13 protein-coding genes are annotated in these 17,818 nt (G+C 39.0%); 5 read left to right on the plus strand and 8 right to left on the minus strand.

The window, feature by feature from the left end; all coding sequences use genetic code 11:
* Positions 1 to 75 precede the first annotated feature (75 nt).
* The 5 genes from ACYVJ6_RS02085 to ACYVJ6_RS02105 all read right to left on the minus strand — a co-directional run bounded on the left by ACYVJ6_RS02085 (position 76) and on the right by ACYVJ6_RS02105 (position 6,688).
* On the minus strand, positions 76 to 2,025 hold the full coding sequence (locus ACYVJ6_RS02085) for an SMP-30/gluconolactonase/LRE family protein (protein WP_460692371.1): 1,950 nt from the start codon (positions 2,023 to 2,025) through the stop codon (positions 76 to 78).
* A 150-nt stretch (positions 2,026 to 2,175) separates the two neighbouring features.
* A complete protein-coding gene (locus ACYVJ6_RS02090; protein ID WP_460692372.1) occupies positions 2,176 to 3,426 on the minus strand; it encodes a carboxypeptidase-like regulatory domain-containing protein in 1,251 nt (416 codons plus the stop codon).
* Positions 3,427 to 3,443: 17 nt separating this feature from the next.
* Positions 3,444 to 4,094, minus strand: coding sequence for a PepSY-associated TM helix domain-containing protein (locus ACYVJ6_RS02095; RefSeq protein WP_460692373.1), 651 nt, complete (start codon positions 4,092 to 4,094; stop codon positions 3,444 to 3,446).
* Entirely contained in the window at positions 4,084 to 5,601 is a 1,518-nt protein-coding gene (locus ACYVJ6_RS02100; RefSeq protein WP_460692374.1) for a DUF2271 domain-containing protein, read from the minus strand. Before ACYVJ6_RS02100 ends, ACYVJ6_RS02095 begins: the two co-directional genes overlap by 11 nt.
* Before the next feature lie 31 nt (positions 5,602 to 5,632).
* The gene (locus tag ACYVJ6_RS02105; RefSeq protein WP_460692375.1) at positions 5,633 to 6,688 is read right to left on the minus strand and encodes a hypothetical protein; all 1,056 of its coding nucleotides are present in this window, start codon (positions 6,686 to 6,688) and stop codon (positions 5,633 to 5,635) included.
* Between the two features lie 173 nt (positions 6,689 to 6,861).
* Between ACYVJ6_RS02105 and ACYVJ6_RS02110 the strand changes: the two genes are divergently transcribed.
* Positions 6,862 to 7,962: a PQQ-dependent sugar dehydrogenase gene (locus tag ACYVJ6_RS02110; RefSeq protein ID WP_460692376.1), complete on the plus strand. Its 1,101-nt coding sequence runs from the start codon at positions 6,862 to 6,864 to the stop codon at positions 7,960 to 7,962.
* On the opposite strand, the gene ACYVJ6_RS02115 is transcribed toward ACYVJ6_RS02110, so the two are convergent.
* A complete protein-coding gene (locus tag ACYVJ6_RS02115; RefSeq protein ID WP_460692377.1) occupies positions 7,963 to 9,045 on the minus strand; it encodes an AI-2E family transporter in 1,083 nt (360 codons plus the stop codon).
* A gap of 140 nt (positions 9,046 to 9,185) precedes the next feature.
* Between ACYVJ6_RS02115 and bla the strand changes: the two genes are divergently transcribed.
* From bla to ACYVJ6_RS02130, 3 genes are all read left to right on the plus strand, one after another.
* Positions 9,186 to 10,073, plus strand: coding sequence for a subclass B3 metallo-beta-lactamase (bla, locus tag ACYVJ6_RS02120; protein ID WP_460692378.1), 888 nt, complete (start codon positions 9,186 to 9,188; stop codon positions 10,071 to 10,073).
* A 187-nt stretch (positions 10,074 to 10,260) separates the two neighbouring features.
* Positions 10,261 to 11,214, plus strand: a complete 954-nt coding sequence (locus ACYVJ6_RS02125) for a DNA-methyltransferase (protein WP_460692379.1) — start codon at positions 10,261 to 10,263, stop codon at positions 11,212 to 11,214.
* A gap of 16 nt (positions 11,215 to 11,230) precedes the next feature.
* Positions 11,231 to 13,012: a DGQHR domain-containing protein gene (locus ACYVJ6_RS02130; RefSeq protein ID WP_460692380.1), complete on the plus strand. Its 1,782-nt coding sequence runs from the start codon at positions 11,231 to 11,233 to the stop codon at positions 13,010 to 13,012.
* A gap of 56 nt (positions 13,013 to 13,068) precedes the next feature.
* Here the strand turns inward: ACYVJ6_RS02130 and ACYVJ6_RS02135 are convergent, their stop codons facing one another.
* Together ACYVJ6_RS02135 and ACYVJ6_RS02140 are read right to left on the minus strand one after the other, a co-directional pair.
* The gene (locus tag ACYVJ6_RS02135; protein ID WP_460692381.1) at positions 13,069 to 15,333 is read right to left on the minus strand and encodes an aconitate hydratase; all 2,265 of its coding nucleotides are present in this window, start codon (positions 15,331 to 15,333) and stop codon (positions 13,069 to 13,071) included.
* Between the two features lie 287 nt (positions 15,334 to 15,620).
* Complete coding sequence (locus ACYVJ6_RS02140) at positions 15,621 to 16,250, minus strand: polysaccharide deacetylase family protein (protein WP_460692382.1); 630 nt, start codon at positions 16,248 to 16,250, stop codon at positions 15,621 to 15,623.
* A 127-nt stretch (positions 16,251 to 16,377) separates the two neighbouring features.
* On the opposite strand from ACYVJ6_RS02140, the gene ACYVJ6_RS02145 reads away from it, so the two are divergent.
* A complete protein-coding gene (locus tag ACYVJ6_RS02145) occupies positions 16,378 to 17,802 on the plus strand; it encodes a TolC family protein (protein WP_460692383.1) in 1,425 nt (474 codons plus the stop codon).
* Positions 17,803 to 17,818: the final 16 nt, after the last annotated feature.

The raw sequence follows: 17,818 nt of genomic DNA on the forward strand, positions 1-17,818 counted from the left end.
CACCGCACCATTAAAATTAAACAAAAAAGCCTCCAATCGAAAGATTGGAGGCTTTTAATTTATCGCGGTATATTACTATTTCAAATAGTTAACGTAACCTGTCATATTGGTACGCACCTTGTAAACATTTTTATAGCTTACTATAAATAATGTTTTCATATCCTCGCCGCCAAAGCAAAGGCTTACCGGGAATGATGGCAGGTTGATCATGCCAACAAACTTTCCGTCTTTATTAAATATTTGTACGCCATAGTAAGTGCCTACATATATATTACCTTCTTTATCTATAGCCATACCATCAGCGCTTGATGATTTACCTTTTCTATCCATTACCGAATCAATAAGGAACAATTTGGCAAACTTGCGGCCATTGCTTATGGTTCCGTCAGGGTTTACATCATAGGCCCACAAGAAGTTGTCTTTATCGCTTTTTACAGGGTACCAGTCTTCATCATCATAGCAGTTGTTAATGTAAAGCGTTTTGCCATCAGGGCTTAACAAAATACCGTTTGGCATTGCAAACTCATTAGGCTTGGTTATCCTGGTTACTTTGCCATCAGGCGATACATAATAAACTGCACGGCCCGGCTGGAACTTGTCTTTCTCCATAGTAAACTGCGGATCGGTAAAGTAAACACCGCCTTTAGCGTCAGTAATTACATCGTTAGGCCCATCAATTGGTTTGCCATCATATTTATCAGCAATAACACGTACCACTTCGCCTTTGGTAGTCATTTCAACCACGCGGTGGCCCATCATATCGCAAACTATTAAGTTGCCATTTTTATATGGGTAAAGTCCGTTAGTTTGCATTTTGCCGGCAGTTATATAATGGTAGTTACCATTAACATCCATTTCAACTGTCGAGCTTTTTGCAGGGCTTGCGTTAAAGTCTTTGTCAAAATACATGTTTGAGAAATAAATTTTACCATTCATCCATTTAGGGCCTTCGGCAAAGGTTAAACCCGGTTTGCTTTTAGCACCATCAACAATTTGCTCTATTTTAGCATCAGCAGGAATAATTGCTTCGTAAGCAGCTTTGGCCGCGTTTGCTTTTTCTAAATAATCAGGGCGTGCAGGCCAGAAGATGTCTATCGCGTCGCAACCTAAATCGCCAATTTCTGCACCATGTACCAGGTTTGATGGTATACGTACTACATCATTAGCTTTCATAGCTTGTTTGCCATCCAACAATATTTCATCACAGCCACCACGTAATACAAACATAATTTGCTCTTCGGGGTGTATATGGTGTTTAAAGGTTGATCCCGGATCCATGGAAATAAAGCTCAATTGCGTATTTCTTCCTGATAATAACCGGGTATGTGCACCTTCAGCAATATTGGTTAACTGAATGTCGTACAAGTCATAAATCTTGTTAGGGGTTAAGTTAGGTGTTTGGGTAGTTTTAACGTCAGCAACTTCGGCAGGAAGATCTTTTACGCCTAATTTTTGCAAATAATCTAAACGTAAAGGGCTATACGACTGTATTAATTTGGCACCCGCAGCACCGGCAGTAATAGCACTTTTGGTGCCTTTTTCCAAATAAACCAAGTCGGTTTTTGGAGTAGCGCTGTTTACGCCATCAGGGCCTTGTCTTTTTAATGATACCATTTTTGATACGGTACCATTGATAGATATATCAACAGATCCGTCCATTATAATGGTAAAACCGTCAGACGGTAAAACTTCTTCGGGTATTTTGGCATTTGGTGCCAACTGCAATACAGCAGTCATGTTACCACTTCCCCAAAATATTTTGGCTTTAACGCCCGGATAAAGCTCAGTACTATCCAAACTGTTAAGGCTGGTTACTTTAGCGTCTTCTAAGTTTGAAGCGATCTTGTTATCGGGCAGGTCAGAAAGTTCTCTAACTTCCAGTTCATACTTACTGATAAGCTCATCGTTTGTTTTTTGCCATTCGGTTCCCTCGCCAGGGCTTGAAGTTTTACACTTCGAAAACGTAATTACCGTTGCGGCTAAAATTCCGGCAAAGGCAATTTTCCTGATTAATGTCGATTTCATACTAGGTTTTAATGTATAATTGAACACGAAAATTACTCATTTCATTTCAGCTTACAAATTTCTTTTTAAAACATTTATATCCGGCAACAAAAATGCCCTCCAATATTTTTATTGGAGGGCATTTTTTGCAGTATATTATAAGTTCTCTTTTTACTTTTCTTTATTGATATCCCTTATCTGTTTAAAAATATCATCAGCATTATCATCAGCTAACAGGATATTATAATCTTTCCAAAATTTTTGATCGCTGTCACTTTTGTGTGCGTTAATATTCTCGTTACGACCGATTTTTGAGTCGAATGATTCTTTTTGTGTAATGTCAACCGCAGTTATCTGGTAATTATATTTTACATGGGCAACATAATCATAATCCAGGTAAACACTTTTAATGCTTAGTGTATTGTCTCCATCCACATTGGCCAGTACCCACTTATTATTAACCTGCTGGTAGCTTACTTTTGAATGGTTGGATAGCAATACCGCTTTAACATCATGTTGCTTTATCAGTGTCTTTTCAAGAAACCCGCCCGAACTTGTATTTTTCAATCCGGCAGGGCTTAACCCAAAATCAAAATATATGAAAGCGTTTGTTTTGAAATCAATATACATTTTACCTGTATATGTTCTTTCCTCGGCTCCCTTTTTTCCTTCAAAATCAATTTCATAAGCCTTATATCCATTAATATCCGTAATTCGTGCTACTTCAAATTTATGATTTTCTAATCCTTTTTCGCTTAAAAAGCCACTTGCCGGCAGGTGGTTTACAATGTCCTGCTCAAATACAGAATTGGGCTTTTGTACAAATTCAACAGCGTTAAAGTCGCGGTCATTTTTTTCGCTACGCGCCTTTATCAGCCTAAAAATATCCGCGTGTTTATCTGCATAGCCAAAATTGTACACATCAAAAACCGCCTCTGATAACTGCAGCGGAGCCTTGTCTTTATTTTTAAAGGCATACATACGGTAAAACCCACGCAAAATATGGGCGTGGTTAATGTAATTGTCAGGTATAAGATTAATGGCTTTTTTTATGACCTTATCCGCGTCATAATAGGTAACAGTTGCCTCACCCAGTTCGGTGCTACTTTTCTCAAGGTTGATATTAAGTACCTCGCCGGCTTTTAAACCCGATATGGGTAATTGCTGTGTTACATAACCAATGTGGGATATTTTTAACGAATCGGTAAGGTTGGCCGCGGGTATTATTAAAACAAACATACCCGAAGAGTTGGTAGCCGTGCCTATTCCCTTTTTGTTAACACTTATACTTGTTAACGAAATGGGTTGTCCATCGTCACCACTTATTTTACCGCTAACAGTAATACCTTGCTGCGCATAAATTGGATAAGCCAGCAAAAGCAGGCCCAATAACCAAAATGCCTTAATGATCCGATTGTTCATATATTTTATTTTTAATTTTAGGCTACCCAAATTATATAAATTAAATAGGCTAATACACCACCCAAAATACCTACTACTACACCACTTAATCTTTTTTTCTTGATGAATAGTAGCATAACTAAGCCGCTTAATGATATCAATGTTAAAAAAACAGCCGAGGCGTCAATTAACCAGCTCCAGGTGCCACCACTATCACGGCCCTTGTGCAAATCATTAAGTACGGCAACTAAGCCAAGCCGTAGTTCTGTTAATTTAAACGTACCGTCCTTCCTGTCAATAAAAGCATCGGCACTATAGCCGGGGCCTTTAAATGATACAGAACATTCATCGTCGCCGATATAAAAATCGCTCATGTATCCTTTAATTGCATAATTTTTACGTAGCAACTCTACAATTTCCAACTTCTTTATTTTAGAAGTATCCGGATTTTGAACCCATGCCACAGGTACTTTCCCCTCTGCATTTTTCTCAACTTGTTTGCCATCAAACCAACCGGCATGATTTAAAGTAAGCCCCGTTATTGAAAAAAATAACACAATAACAAAACAGAACATGGATAAATAAATGTGTAACCACCGCGAAAAAGCAGCTGTTTGCTTTTCTAATTTCGATTTAGCTTTTTTTCCTTCTTTTGTCTTGTTTTTTTGCGATTGGTTATTAGTTTCCATCCGATTTTTTCCTGTAATCCAACGATGCCGAAGCTACTTCAGTGTTTGACGGCAAATCAATATGTTCTGTTTTTTTTGGCGTAATTTCCTGGGTAATTAATTGGTGCGTTCCGTGTTCGCGTGCAACTTCAATATAAACGGTATAGGTACCATCTTTAACCAGGTTACCGCTATCGTCCTTACCATCCCATTTTACAGTATACTTACCCGGCGACCGGGTTGCACTGGTTGTTGAACTTACGCTTGGGCTATTGGCATAAAATTCATTCCTGTAAGTAGCATACCATGAGCGCATATCAGTTAAATACTTTGGTTTATTGTACCATAATGCAATTTGTTTAACCGGCTTTTTATCGGCATCAACTACCCATATTGCAACAAATGGCCTATTTACACGAAAACCACCAATTGTCGCCAATTCAAGGTTTATGGCTAATTCATAATTAGGATCCCAAAGCTTGTCTTTGGCGTTATAAGGTAAGGTATTAACAATTTCTTTTTCAACTTCAAGTTTGGCTTTTTTCCAACCATTACTTTCTATCTGCTTTCCGTCAACTGTAATTAAAAAATATTCGGCGCCGGGAACAGAGGCTACCAATTTTTTTCCTTCTTCGGGGCTTAACACGTTTAGCGCAGTTGCCAATGCTCCGGCATCGGTAGCATTATCAGCAATTACTGTAGCACTTATTACATCGCCTGCCGGCACGCCGGTACGAGGGTCAACAATATGTGAGTACCATTTGCCATCTATAAATTCGCCACGACGATAATTACCACTGGTAGCAACCGTTTTATTGCTAACCTGTATTTTGGCAACCGGTGCATCATTTTCCGCATCGGCCTTAGGGTTACTAACCAATATTTGCTCGGTGTGTTCGCCACGAACCAAAATGTCGCCCCCTATATTTACTACCAGGCCACTTACACCCGGTACTGACATTGCCGCGTTAGCAGCTTTATCCATAATATAGCTTTTAGCAAACGAGTTTAGCATTAATGGCGCATCGCCAATATGCTGAGCGGTATGGTTTTGATTGTTTAAAACATATTGTTGCTGCTGTAAAGTGCTAACGGCATTGGCTATACTTATTGCCGAAGGCAAAGTGTTTGCTTTTGCCGCCTCGCGCCATAGTTTTCCAACTGTTTCGGCAGCCGGATCAAGCGCACCATCGGTTTTAGCGCGCCATTGTTCAAATAATGAAAGCACTTCGTAAAGCTCAGGCGACACCACTTGCGGTTTTTTTGCTGTGGCTACCCATTGATTAAATTCACTTGAAGGATCGTATCCGCTAAGTATTTTATTTAAACGGTCTATTTCTGCCAATGCTGCATTTTCTGCTTTAGTGGCATTCATTTCGGTATTAGCTGCAATTTTAATCTCTAAGGATGTACCCAATACATTTTCGTAGTTAGAAACAAACAGCTTGGTTTTAACAGGTGGTGTAGCACTACTTAATAATATTAAAGCGATTAATGCTCCGGATAATTTCTTGAATGTACTTTTCATTTATTGTTTATTTAGAATCATTCAAAAGTAGCTATTTTTTTGCTAAAATGTATTTCCCCCAAAAATCAGTAGCTGCAAACATTTCAGACATGCCACCGCCGCCAGGTCCGCCCGGGCCACGGCCACCGCCGCCGCCAAAACCGCCGCCACCAGGGCCACCACCGCCGCCGGGAGCGCCGCCACCACCGCCGCCGCCAAAGCCGCCACCGCCGCCACCACCAAAGCCGCCACCGCCGCCACCACCAAAGCCGCCGCCACCACCACCGGGACCGCCGCCACCGCCCGGAGCACCGCCGCCGCCGCCAGGACCACCACCACCGGCGAACATACGTGCGAAGTCAGGCATAACCATTCCATTTACTTTTATATTATAGGCTATAGCTTTACCATCAGCGGTTAAGTTTAATAATTTTAACGGTATAGCAAGCTCATAAGTATAATTACCTTGTGCATCATAACCAATAGCTGCTTTAAGGCCATATTCGTTATAAATAGACACTAACGAATCCGTTACATCTTTAAAGCCAAATACCTTGATCTCTTTTGCAGCTTCAATTGTTTTTTTGTGATTTGCCGCCAGCGTAGCTGAATCAGGTGTAAAATCACGAGGCCCTCCGGGACCTCCTGCTCCACCACGGCCACCGCCAAACCCACCACCCGGTGCGCCACCGGGACCACCGCCGCCGGGAGCACCACCGCCAAATCCGCCCATGCCACCAAATCCTCCGTTGGCAGTTGCGGCAACTACAGGGAAACTAACACTGTATACATCTTTGTCTTTCTTTTTACCCTCGGTATTTATAGCCAATGTAATGCCGCCAGCTGCTATTTTATTGCTGGTTTGCATATCTGTTGATTTGATAACCAGGTATAATGATTTATCATCATTACTTATGGTATAAAAAAGTTTAGTGGCTTTATTATACGCCTGGAAAGTGTCGTTCCATTCTGTAAGGTTACCATCCACTTTTACCTTCTCTGCCCATACACCGGTTTCGGGTTGCTCATTCTTTATTTTTGTATCCTGCGCAAATAATTGCGGCGAGGCAAGAATTGCAATTGCTAGTATCAAATTTGTCTTTTTCATTTTATTACTTAGGTTAACTAATGTAAATAAAAGCAATAGCGTGTACCCCACAGCCTATCAATAGACCAACGGCGCGATTGTATCGATGAGTAAGCATACCGGCCTTAAATAAATCACACAATTTAAATTAACACTTGTTGTAATTATTACTGATAACCAACCAATTGTGTGTTATGAAAACTTTACCAGCTATATTACTTGCATTATGCGTGATGTCATTTATCACCTGCAAAAAATCCAACCAAAATCCGGGGGATGTACAACTGCCGGATGCTACTATAAAAGATGCCGTATTAACCCAGGGTTTAAGTTACCCCTGGGAAATATTGTGGAGCCCCAACAATAAATTATGGATAACCGAGCGGGGCGGCAAAATAAGCACTGTTGACCCCACTACCGGAACAGTTACGTTAATGTTTACTATTAGTGAAGTGGTTTCGCAGGGTGAGGGGGGCTTATTGGGCATGGTGCTGCATCCTGATTTTAGTACTACACCCGAAGTATTTATGGCCTACAACTACTTGAAAAGCGGCACCTATACCGAAAAAATAGTGAAGTTTACTTATAATGGTACAACACTCACCAACCCTGTAACCTTACTGGATAACATACCTGCGGCCAATATTCATAATGGTTGCAGACTGGCTATATCCCCTGATAAAAAACTGTACATCAGCACAGGGGATGCTTCGGTAAATACAAGGGCACAGGACAGGAACAGCTTTTCAGGTAAAATACTGCGTATCAATTTAGATGGTTCTATACCGGCAGATAACCCAACTGCAGGCAGCCCATTATGGAGCCTGGGCCACCGTAACCCGCAGGGGTTGGTTTTTGTTGGTAATATGCTTTATAGCTCGGAACATGGCGCCAATACAGATGATGAAATAAACATTATACAAAAGAACCGCAATTTTGGCTGGCCAAATGTAGAGGGGATTTGCGGTACCAATGAATCTGCATTTTGCAGTACTAACAGTGTAGCCGAACCTATTTATAGCTGGACACCAACCATTGCCCCCTCAGGTATTGATTATTATAATAACAATGCCATCCCGCAATGGAAAAACTCATTACTATTAGCAGTTTTAAAAGATTCGGAATTATTGCAATTAAAGCTAAATAGTACAGGTGATAAAGTTGATGCTGTGAACATATTTTACAAAAGCACTTACGGCCGTATGCGGGATGTATGTGTAGCGCCTGATGGTAAGGTTTACATCATTACCAGCAATGGCAGTAATGATAAAATAATAAAAGTGATGGGTAGTTGATTATTTAAACCAACCTTTAATTTTATCCGCAAAACCTGAAGTTCGTTTTTTACTTTCAATACCACCCAATAAAAAACCGTAAGGTTTTAGCGGTGCAAAATGATCAAAACCTATCTTCATCATACCAAATATCGGGATTGCCAATATCATGCCCGAAACACCCCATATTGCCTCGCCGATAACAATACTTAATATGGTAAAAAACGGATTAAGGTTAACTTCCCGGCCTACAACCAATGGCTGTAAGATGTATGATTGAATAAACTGTACTGATCCGTAAACTATTAAAATACCGGCTATCAATTTATAATCTCCTCCCTGAACAAGCCCCATTAACACGGTTAACAAAGTGCCGGTTATATTGCCAACAAAAGGAATCATTTCAAGTGTGCCGCAAAGCAACGCGAAAAAAATGGCATAGCGTACACCAATTATTGAAAACCCAACGGCATACATGATCCATAAACTCATGATCATTAAGGTAAGTCCTGACAAGTATTTTTGCGAAACTTCACCTGCTTCATGAACTAATTTAACGGTATTTTCCTGCTGATCGGTGGGAACGGCCCTTATTAAAAATTTCATCAGGTGGCTCCTGAAACACATCATCAAAAAGATATAAACCAGTATTAATATAATATCTAATGTTACGCCTAATAGGGTTGATGTGGTTTTTGCCAGTAGGCTGCCCGGGTCAGCACTTTTTATCATTTCTTCCTGCTGTGGCTTTGCGATGCCTGTATAGGAGGCAATAACATTTTGAACCTGGGTACCCACTGCAGCCAATCTGTGTTTTATCTGGTTAACATCATCCATTACATTTGATAATTGCCAGGACAACAGGCTAATGATAGCTGCAAAAGTTAAGATCAATAAAAGTATGCACAGCAACGTGGCCAATGATCTGTTTACACCCCGCCTTTCCAATTTTTTACATAACGGGATCAGCAACATAGATAATACCAATGCAAAAGCCAGCGGCGCCAGTAACGACTTGCCAAAATAAAGTATAACAGTACCTCCGATAATTATAAATAATATCAAACTTGTTTTAACCAGGGCAGGCGAAGTGGCTTTTAACATAATATGTATTACGGCTTAACCGTTATAACACCATAAACCTATAGTAGTTTTAAATCCTGACTTAAAAAACATTACCAACAGATATTATAACATTTGCATTTTCATGAAAAACCATATATTTACCTATTAAATAACCAGTTATGACCCCTATAAAAAAACAATTACAGCTAATGTTTTTAGCTGCCTTCCTATTATTTGGCTTAGTGGCAAAAGCACAACAAAAGTTTGCCCCATTTCCTGTTATGCAGCAAAATTGGAGGTATGAGTATAAGCCCTTCCAGGTAGTAGGTAATTTATATTATGTTGGTACTTATGATTTGGCCTGTTACTTAATTACTACCCCACAGGGGCATATATTGATAAACACCGGGCTGGCTGAAGAAACGCCTATGTTGATTAAACATATAACCGACCTGGGTTTTAAAGTTGCAGATATTAAAATATTGTTAACTACCCATGGCCATTATGACCATGTGGCCGGAATGGCCCAGTTAAAAGCGTTAACCAAAGCCAAAGTGATGGTGAATGAATATGATGCACAGGTACTGGAAGACGGTGGAAAATCTGATTACGCCTTTGGCGAAAACGGGGCTACATTTGAACCTGTAAAAGTAGATGTAAAACTCCATGACGGCGATTTGGTGAAGCTTGGCGGCATGGAAATAAAAGCATTGCATCATCCCGGGCATACCAAGGGTGCCACCGGCTTTTTGTTTGATGTTAAAGATAAAGACAAAACTTATAAAGTATTTATAGCTAATATGCCTACGGTACTTGATCAAACTAATTTGGCCAATATGCCTACTTACCCCAATGTGGCTAAAGATTACGCTACAACATTTGAGAAAATGAAAGCCGTGCAGTTTGATCTGTGGCTGGCATCGCACGCCGCCCAGTTTAACATGCATACCAAACATAAACCGGATGACCCTTATAACCCCGAAGTATTTAGGGACCGTGCCGGTTATGATGCTGCTATTAACAGATTTTACAATTTATATTTAAGGAAATTGAATAGTAGTAAATAAACTGTTTTCTTATTAATAGAATAGCGACGGTTCTTTAAGCTTATATAATCAGCAAAAGGCATTAGGATAATGATATCTTCTTGGGGACAAATACAAGTGCTGTAAATGTTATCAACATTCGTTTATAAAACATGTTGAAATCCTTATATTTACTTTGTCATCTTAGTTAAGACTATCAGGCATTTATATGAGCAAATACAATAAATTCAGTAAAAAAAATAAGTATACATTATTAAACGATGATGTAATTACTTCATTAGATAAATTGCCGAACGACCATTTTTCATTAATCATAACATCACCTCCGTACAATATAGGGAAAGAGTATGAAAAGGATAAAAAAAGATCCTTAAAAGAATATATGGAATGGTTAGAGGGTGTTATTGATAAATTGTGTGATAAATTAAAAGAGGATGGTAGCTTGTGTTGGCAGGTTGGAAACTACATAGAAGACAACGAGGTTTTTCCATTAGATATTTTCTTTTACGAAATATTTAAAAAGAAAGGGCTGAAGCTAAGAAATCGAATAATCTGGCATTTCAATTTTGGGTTACATTCGCAAAAAAAATTTTCTGGACGTTATGAAACCTTATTGTGGTTTACAAAATCAGATGATTATAAATTTAATTTAGACCCTATACGTATACCACAATTATATCCTGGTAAAAGGCACTCTAAAAAGAAGGGTGAAAGAGCCGGAAAATTAAGTGGTAATCCTAATGGTAAAAATCCTACCGATTTTTGGGAGTTTTCTGCCGATGATATGTTCAAATCTTCTTCAGTGTGGGAAATTCCTAATGTTAAAGCCAATCATCCTGAAAAAACAATACATCCATGTCAGTTTCCAATTGAACTTGTTGAACGCTGTGTTTTAGCTTTTACTAACATTGGTGATACTATTCTTGATCCTTTTGTTGGAACAGGTACAAGTGTTATTGCCGGAATAAAAAACGATAGATTAGCAGTTGGAATTGATAAAGATAAAAGTTACTCCCAAATCGCAATTAGCAGAATTGAAACCTATTTTTCTGGGGAACTGAAAATTAGACCTATGGGTAAATTAGTTACAAAACCTAATACAAAAGATAAAGTTGCGTCTATACCTGAAGAATGGAAAACTTTAAAATCCACAGGTTCTTAGTAGTTAATAAAATCATATGGCCAGAAAACCTAAACCTAAACCTAAAAGTACTCGATCAAAATCTTCAAAACCGAAACCTCCACCGTTGACGGATCAACAGAAGGAGCAAAGGCTTCAGCAAAAGGAGATTAGAGACCTCATGGTTAATATGGGCTTCAAAAGGGCTCCTAAAATTGATGGAATAGAGTTTATTTACGAGGGTCGAACTTCAGAATTAGATGATATCTTTTATTATGAAAATATTATTATACTTTCTGAGTACACAGTTAAAAAAGGAGTGTCATCTCATCTAACAGGTAAAAAAATAATCTATGATAAGATAAAAGCCGATACTGGGGCATTTATTAAATACTTGATTAATGAGCCAAAATTTAAAGCATTTGCAGATTTATTAAATGCAGACGTGTTAAGTAAATATACAGTCAAGCAATTACAAGTAAGAATTATATACGCTTCTAAATATCAGATACCAACTGAACACAAATTGCTTGCTGATGTACATTACTTCGATTATCCAATTGTAAAATATTTTGAAAGCATTTCAAAAGTTATAAAAAGAACAGCAAAACATGAGTTTTTTGATTTTTTAAGTATTGATTTTTCAAAAATTGGGGGTAATATCAATGGAACTTCTTTAGGATCATCACAAGATTTCTCTGGTCATATATTGCCTGAAGAACATTCCTCCTTCAAGGAAGGATACAAAATAGTTTCATTTTATATTGACGCAGAATCCCTTTTAAAAAGAGCGTTTGTTTTGAGAAAGGAGGGATGGAGAAATACAGATAATATTGGTCTTTATCAGCGAATGCTTGTGCCACAAAAAATGCGTAGCCTTAGGAAATACTTACATGAGGAATCACGTGTTTTTATAAATAATATTATAGTTACTATTCCCATTGATAAGATAAAATTATTTGATGGAGATCAAGAACTCAAAATTGATGATGATGGAAATATCACTAACTCTGAAGATACCAAGGTTCAACCTACGGTTATTACTATAGAAAATGTAAGTAGTATTATTGGTATTATTGATGGTCAACATCGTTCATATGCTTATTATGAAGGTGATGATATCTATGAATCGACTATCGCAAAATTGAGAAATAAGCAGAATCTGCTGGTGACAGGAATTCTTTATCCTAAAAATGAAATAGAAGATAAGAGACTCAAATTTGAGGCAAAGCTCTTTTTGGAAATAAATGCTACACAGTCAGGTGCCGGGTCTGGTTTAAAGCAAGAAATAGAATTTTATTTGGTTCCATTTTCAACAACTTCTATTGCCAAACACGTTATTAATAAGCTTAATGAGGGTGGCCCATTGGGAACGATGTTTGAACAGTATTCTTATGAAAAAGATAAAATAAAAACAACTTCCATCATTAGCTTTGGCCTGAAGCCTTTATTGAAATTTGATGGAAATGATAGCATATTTAAAATTTGGACTAATCCAAACAAAGATGAACTTAAAAAGAAAGCAGATAATTTTGAATTGTTGCAAGAATACAAAGCTTTTAGTGTAGCAGAAATTCGCAATATTTTAATTGGGTTTAAAGAAAACGTTACTAAGGACAAATGGATAATGAATCGCAATGATCCCAACGCTGTTTTAAATGTCACAACAATTAATGGTATGATTAATTGCTTGAGGATACTTATTGAAAATTCTAAAAACGGTGATACAGAGTATTACAAAGAAAAATTGAAGGGTATTAACGAATTCGACTTTAAAAAATACAAGAGTAGTCAATACCGAAAAATGGGACAAGATATTTACGATAAATTCTTTATATAAAAAGCCCTTCCAATATTGGAAGGGCTTTCTGCTTTTCAGCTTTCGCCTCGCCTCAATTAAGCCATTTGCTTACGGATGATGTTTAACGCACCACCGGCTTTAAACCACTCAATTTGCTGAGCGTTATAAGTATGGTTAACAGCAAAGCTATCAACTGTACCATCCTGGTGATGTAATACTACGGTTAACTGTTTGCCCGGGGCAAATTCGGTTAGGCCGATAATATCTATTTTATCGTTCTCTTGTATTTTTTCGTAATCGTCGCTATTGGCAAAAGTAATAGCTAACATACCTTGTTTTTTAAGGTTAGTTTCGTGTATACGGGCAAATGATTTTACCAATATGGCACGTACACCCAAGTGACGTGGTTCCATAGCAGCATGCTCACGTGATGAACCCTCGCCATAGTTTTCATCACCTACAACAATACTACCTATGCCATGCGCTTTATAATCGCGCTGGGTAGCAGGTACAGGGCCGTATTCGCCGGTTATAGCATTTTTAACGCTATCAGCAGTATTATTAAAATAATTAATAGCACCAATTAGCATGTTATTTGAAATGTTATCCAAATGGCCACGGAACTTCAACCACGGGCCGGCCATTGATATATGATCGGTAGTACATTTACCTTTGGCTTTGATCAATAACCTTAAGCCTTTAATGTCAGTACCTTCCCAAGGACTAAACGGAGCCAATAATTGTAAACGTGCCGAGTTTGGATCAACCTTTACAACTACCTGGCTGCCATCTTCGGCAGGGGCCTGGTAGCCTGCATCTTCAACAGCATAGCCTTTCACCGGCATTTCAATACCTTGCGGCTCGTCAAATTTTACCTGCTCACCATTTTCGTTGGTCAGGTAATCAGTTAACGGGTTAAAAGTCAAATCGCCTGCAATAGCAAAAGCGGTAACAATTTCTGGCGATGCCACAAACGCGTGGGTATTAGGGTTACCATCCTGGCGTTTAGCAAAATTACGGTTAAACGATGTGATGATAGAGTTTTTGCGGGTAGGGTCGTCTGTATGACGTGCCCACTGGCCAATACAAGGGCCGCAAGCGTTAGCCAATACCACACCACCCATTTGGCCGAAGGTATCTAAATAACCATCGCGGTCAACGGTATAACGTACCAGTTCTGATCCCGGTGTGATGGTAAACTCTGCCTTTGATTTTAATTTTTTATCAATAGCCTGTTTAGCAATAGAAGCTGAACGGGTAATATCCTCGTAAGATGAATTGGTACATGAACCTATCAAGCCAACTTCTAAAACTGCCGGCCAGTTGTTTTCTTTAACCGCGGTAGCAAATTTTGATATCGGCCATGCCAAATCAGGCGTAAACGGACCGTTAACGTGTGGCTCTAATTCGTTCAGGTTAATTTCAATTACCTGGTCAAAATACTGCTCAGGGTTAGCGTAAACCTCAGGGTCGCCGGTTAAATGTTCTTTAACTGCGTTGGCAGCATCAGCAATATCGGCACGTTTTGTGCCACGCAGGTAGGCTTCCTGCTTTTCATCGTAACCAAAAATAGAAGTTGTTGCACCAATCTCGGCACCCATATTACATATAGTACCTTTGCCTGTTGCCGATAGCGATTGCGCGCCTTCGCCAAAATATTCAACAATAGCGCCTGTACCACCTTTTACGGTTAATATACCGGCAACTTTTAATATAACGTCTTTAGCTGATGTCCAACCGGATAATTTTCCGGTTAATTTAACACCAATTAGTTTAGGGAATTTAAGTTCCCATGGTAAGCCTGCCATTACATCGCACGCGTCAGCACCACCAACACCAATGGCTATCATACCCAAACCACCTGCATTTGGTGTGTGCGAGTCGGTACCTATCATCATACCGCCCGGGAACGCGTAGTTCTCTAAAACTACCTGGTGAATAATACCTGCTCCTGCTTTCCAGAAACCAATACCGTATTTATCAGATACTGATGCCAGGAAATCATAAACCTCTTTATTTACATCCTTTGCGGTATTTAAATCCTCGGTAGCGCCAATTTTAGCTTGTATCAAGTGATCGCAATGCACGGTAGATGGTACAGCAACCTGCGGCCTTCCCGCCTGCATAAACTGCAATAGCGCCATTTGGGCCGTAGCATCCTGCATGGCAACGCGGTCTGGCGCAAAGTCAACATAGTCAACACCGCGTCCATACGCTTGTTTAGCATCACCTTCAGAAAGGTGAGCGTATAATATTTTTTCAGTTAAAGTAAGATGTTTACCTGTAGCTTTACGGGCAGCAGCAACACGTATGCTGTAGCGGTCGTAAACTTTTTTGATCATGTCTAAATCAAAAGCCATTGTATTGATTTTATGGATAAAAGGATAATAAAAGCGACTTTGATGACGCAATTATATTAGTGGGGCGAATTTACAAAAAATAGGGGTAATAAGGCCATCACCTCATTGTCAAATGTTATTTGGATGTATTCTAAATAGATGGCCATCGAAAATATTTCATTACCGTTGGCTTTAGCCAACGGATAGTAGGAAAAAAATAAATGGCTTTAGCCTAAAATGGTTTGGCTAAAGCCGAAACTACTTTTGTTATGGTTTCCGCCCCATAAATGGGACGGCAATGAAGAATGTTATCTATCTTGATGCAGGGATTCGAAAGTATATCCCTGATTACTCCAATATTCCATCGCCCTCGGCAAAACATATTGCAGCCTGCCAAATGCTTTAATGCTATCATGAAAAACTACAATTGAGCCATCAGTAGTAGGTTTTAAAACATTTTTCAGGCATTTTTCGGGTTGCTGGTTGATGTCGAAATCGCCGCTGAGGACATCCCACATCATAATATCCAGGTCGGGTTTTGCCTGTTTTAGTAATTTGATCTGCGACCTTTTAATGCGCCCATACGGCGGACGAAACAGGTTGGTGTTTAACTGTTCATCAGCCAATAAAAAATTTTGCAGGTAGGTTTTATCATCGGTGTCCCATCCTTTTAAATGGTTATAGGTGTGGTTGCCAATAGCGTGGCCGGCGTTTTTTACCTGTTCAAACTCGTCCGGATACTTGTTCACATTATCGCCTATGCAAAAAAAAGTGGCTTTGGCATGGTACTGCTGTAAAATATTTAATACCCATGGTGTAACAATAGGTATAGGTCCATCGTCAAAAGTGAGGTAAATACAACGGTTGCCGGCCGGCATATCCCAGGTTAGCTGGGGGTAAAGCATTTTAAGCAGCCGGGGAGTTTTTACCAGATACATACTGCGATTTTAGAATTTAATGTAGATTTGTAATTAAATAATTACGGATAAACGACTCAAATCTACTATCTCAAATCTCAAATCCGTAATTAATTTGTACAGTAACCCCTTTATGAAATATATTTTAATGAGATATAAGCACGCAGGAATAGTAATCACCTTATTGTTGTTTGTGGTTTTTACTTCAAATGCGCAAGAAAGAATAAGCCTCCAGGAAGCTGTTGATCGTACTTTGGCTAATAATTTAACCGTCAAACAATCGTTGGTAAATGAACGGTTAGCAAACGAAGATTACACCCAATCAAAAAACAACCAGTTACCAAGCTTAAGTGCAAGCCCGCAGGCTGGTTATAATTTTGGCCGTAGCGCAGTACCTGGGCAATATGTTTTTGCTAACAAGTCGTCATTTTATGTGAGTGGTTCGGCATCTATGCAGCTTACGCTTTTTCAGGGTGGACAATTGCATAACCAGGTATTACTAAACAAACTTGCGCTTGATGTAAGTAAAGGCAATACCAATAAGGTAAAAAACGACCTGGTATTAAATGTGGTGGTTACTTATTTACAAATATTAACCAACCAGGACCTTGTTGTAGCGGCAAAGCAACAAATAGATATTGCTACCCAAACGTTGGATAGAACTCAAATTAGTTTTGATGTAGGTAACCAAACTCTGGCTGACCTTTCGCAGGCTAAAGCACAGGTGTCTATAGCTAATTATAATTTGACTACAGCTCAAAATCAATTGGACCTAAGTAAATTGGTATTATTGCAATTGATGGAGATGGATCCTAATGCGGAGATCATCATTGAAAAACCCGATATCAGCCGTTTAACCAACATCACTACGTTATATGATGCTACTGAGGTTATTAAAACCGCTATGAACATTAATCCTGATGTGCAACTGGCGTTGGCGAGGCAATTATCTTCTGCACAATCTATCAAAATAGCCAAAGGTACTTACCTGCCTACATTGTCTTTGTTTGGTAGTTTGGGTTCAAATTACTCCAATGCGGCTACGCAGTTTATTGGGCAAACGCCACCGGTTTTACAAACTATTGGTACGGTGCAAGGTACCGGTCAAATAGTACAAACACCAGTTTCGCAATCTATTTTTGGCCCATATCCTTTTACAAGTCAATTTGGAAATAACTTTAACCAATCAATAGGGGTTAGCTTACAAATACCTATTTTTAACCGTTTTCAGGCTCGAACCAATGTGCGCAAGGCTAAGTTGAATTATCAAAACGCCGAGTTAAATACCCAGATAGCACGTAATACTTTAAATAAAACTATTATACAAGCGGTTCTTGATCTGCAGGCGGCCAATAAGCAATATATATCGGCAACACAAACTTTTGAAGCCAACCGGGATGCTTTAAACGTTACCCAGGAGCGCTTTAACGTAGGTTTGGTAAATACCTTAAATTACAATACAGCACTTACCAATTACAATAAGGCACAAAACGATATGATACAGGCGCAATACACTGTAATATTCAGGAGCAAGTTAATTGACTATTACTTGGGTAACCCTATATCACTATAAAATTTTTGAATTAATT

It is taken from the genome of Mucilaginibacter puniceus (assembly GCF_054783175.1).

Excerpts from the sequence above, each read along its gene's own strand:
- ACYVJ6_RS02085 (WP_460692371.1), bottom strand. The coding sequence starts at position 2,025 with ATGAAATCGACATTAATCAGGAAAATTGCCTTTGCCGGAATTTTAGCC.
- ACYVJ6_RS02090 (WP_460692372.1), bottom strand. The coding sequence starts at position 3,426 with ATGAACAATCGGATCATTAAGGCATTTTGGTTATTGGGCCTGCTTTTG.
- ACYVJ6_RS02095 (WP_460692373.1), bottom strand. The coding sequence starts at position 4,094 with ATGGAAACTAATAACCAATCGCAAAAAAACAAGACAAAAGAAGGAAAA.
- ACYVJ6_RS02100 (WP_460692374.1), bottom strand. The coding sequence starts at position 5,601 with ATGAAAAGTACATTCAAGAAATTATCCGGAGCATTAATCGCTTTAATA.
- ACYVJ6_RS02105 (WP_460692375.1), bottom strand. The coding sequence starts at position 6,688 with ATGAAAAAGACAAATTTGATACTAGCAATTGCAATTCTTGCCTCGCCG.
- ACYVJ6_RS02110 (WP_460692376.1), top strand. The coding sequence starts at position 6,862 with ATGAAAACTTTACCAGCTATATTACTTGCATTATGCGTGATGTCATTT.
- ACYVJ6_RS02115 (WP_460692377.1), bottom strand. The coding sequence starts at position 9,045 with ATGTTAAAAGCCACTTCGCCTGCCCTGGTTAAAACAAGTTTGATATTA.
- bla (WP_460692378.1), top strand. The coding sequence starts at position 9,186 with ATGACCCCTATAAAAAAACAATTACAGCTAATGTTTTTAGCTGCCTTC.
- ACYVJ6_RS02125 (WP_460692379.1), top strand. The coding sequence starts at position 10,261 with ATGAGCAAATACAATAAATTCAGTAAAAAAAATAAGTATACATTATTA.
- ACYVJ6_RS02130 (WP_460692380.1), top strand. The coding sequence starts at position 11,231 with ATGGCCAGAAAACCTAAACCTAAACCTAAAAGTACTCGATCAAAATCT.
- ACYVJ6_RS02135 (WP_460692381.1), bottom strand. The coding sequence starts at position 15,333 with ATGGCTTTTGATTTAGACATGATCAAAAAAGTTTACGACCGCTACAGC.
- ACYVJ6_RS02140 (WP_460692382.1), bottom strand. The coding sequence starts at position 16,250 with ATGTATCTGGTAAAAACTCCCCGGCTGCTTAAAATGCTTTACCCCCAG.
- ACYVJ6_RS02145 (WP_460692383.1), top strand. The coding sequence starts at position 16,378 with ATGAGATATAAGCACGCAGGAATAGTAATCACCTTATTGTTGTTTGTG.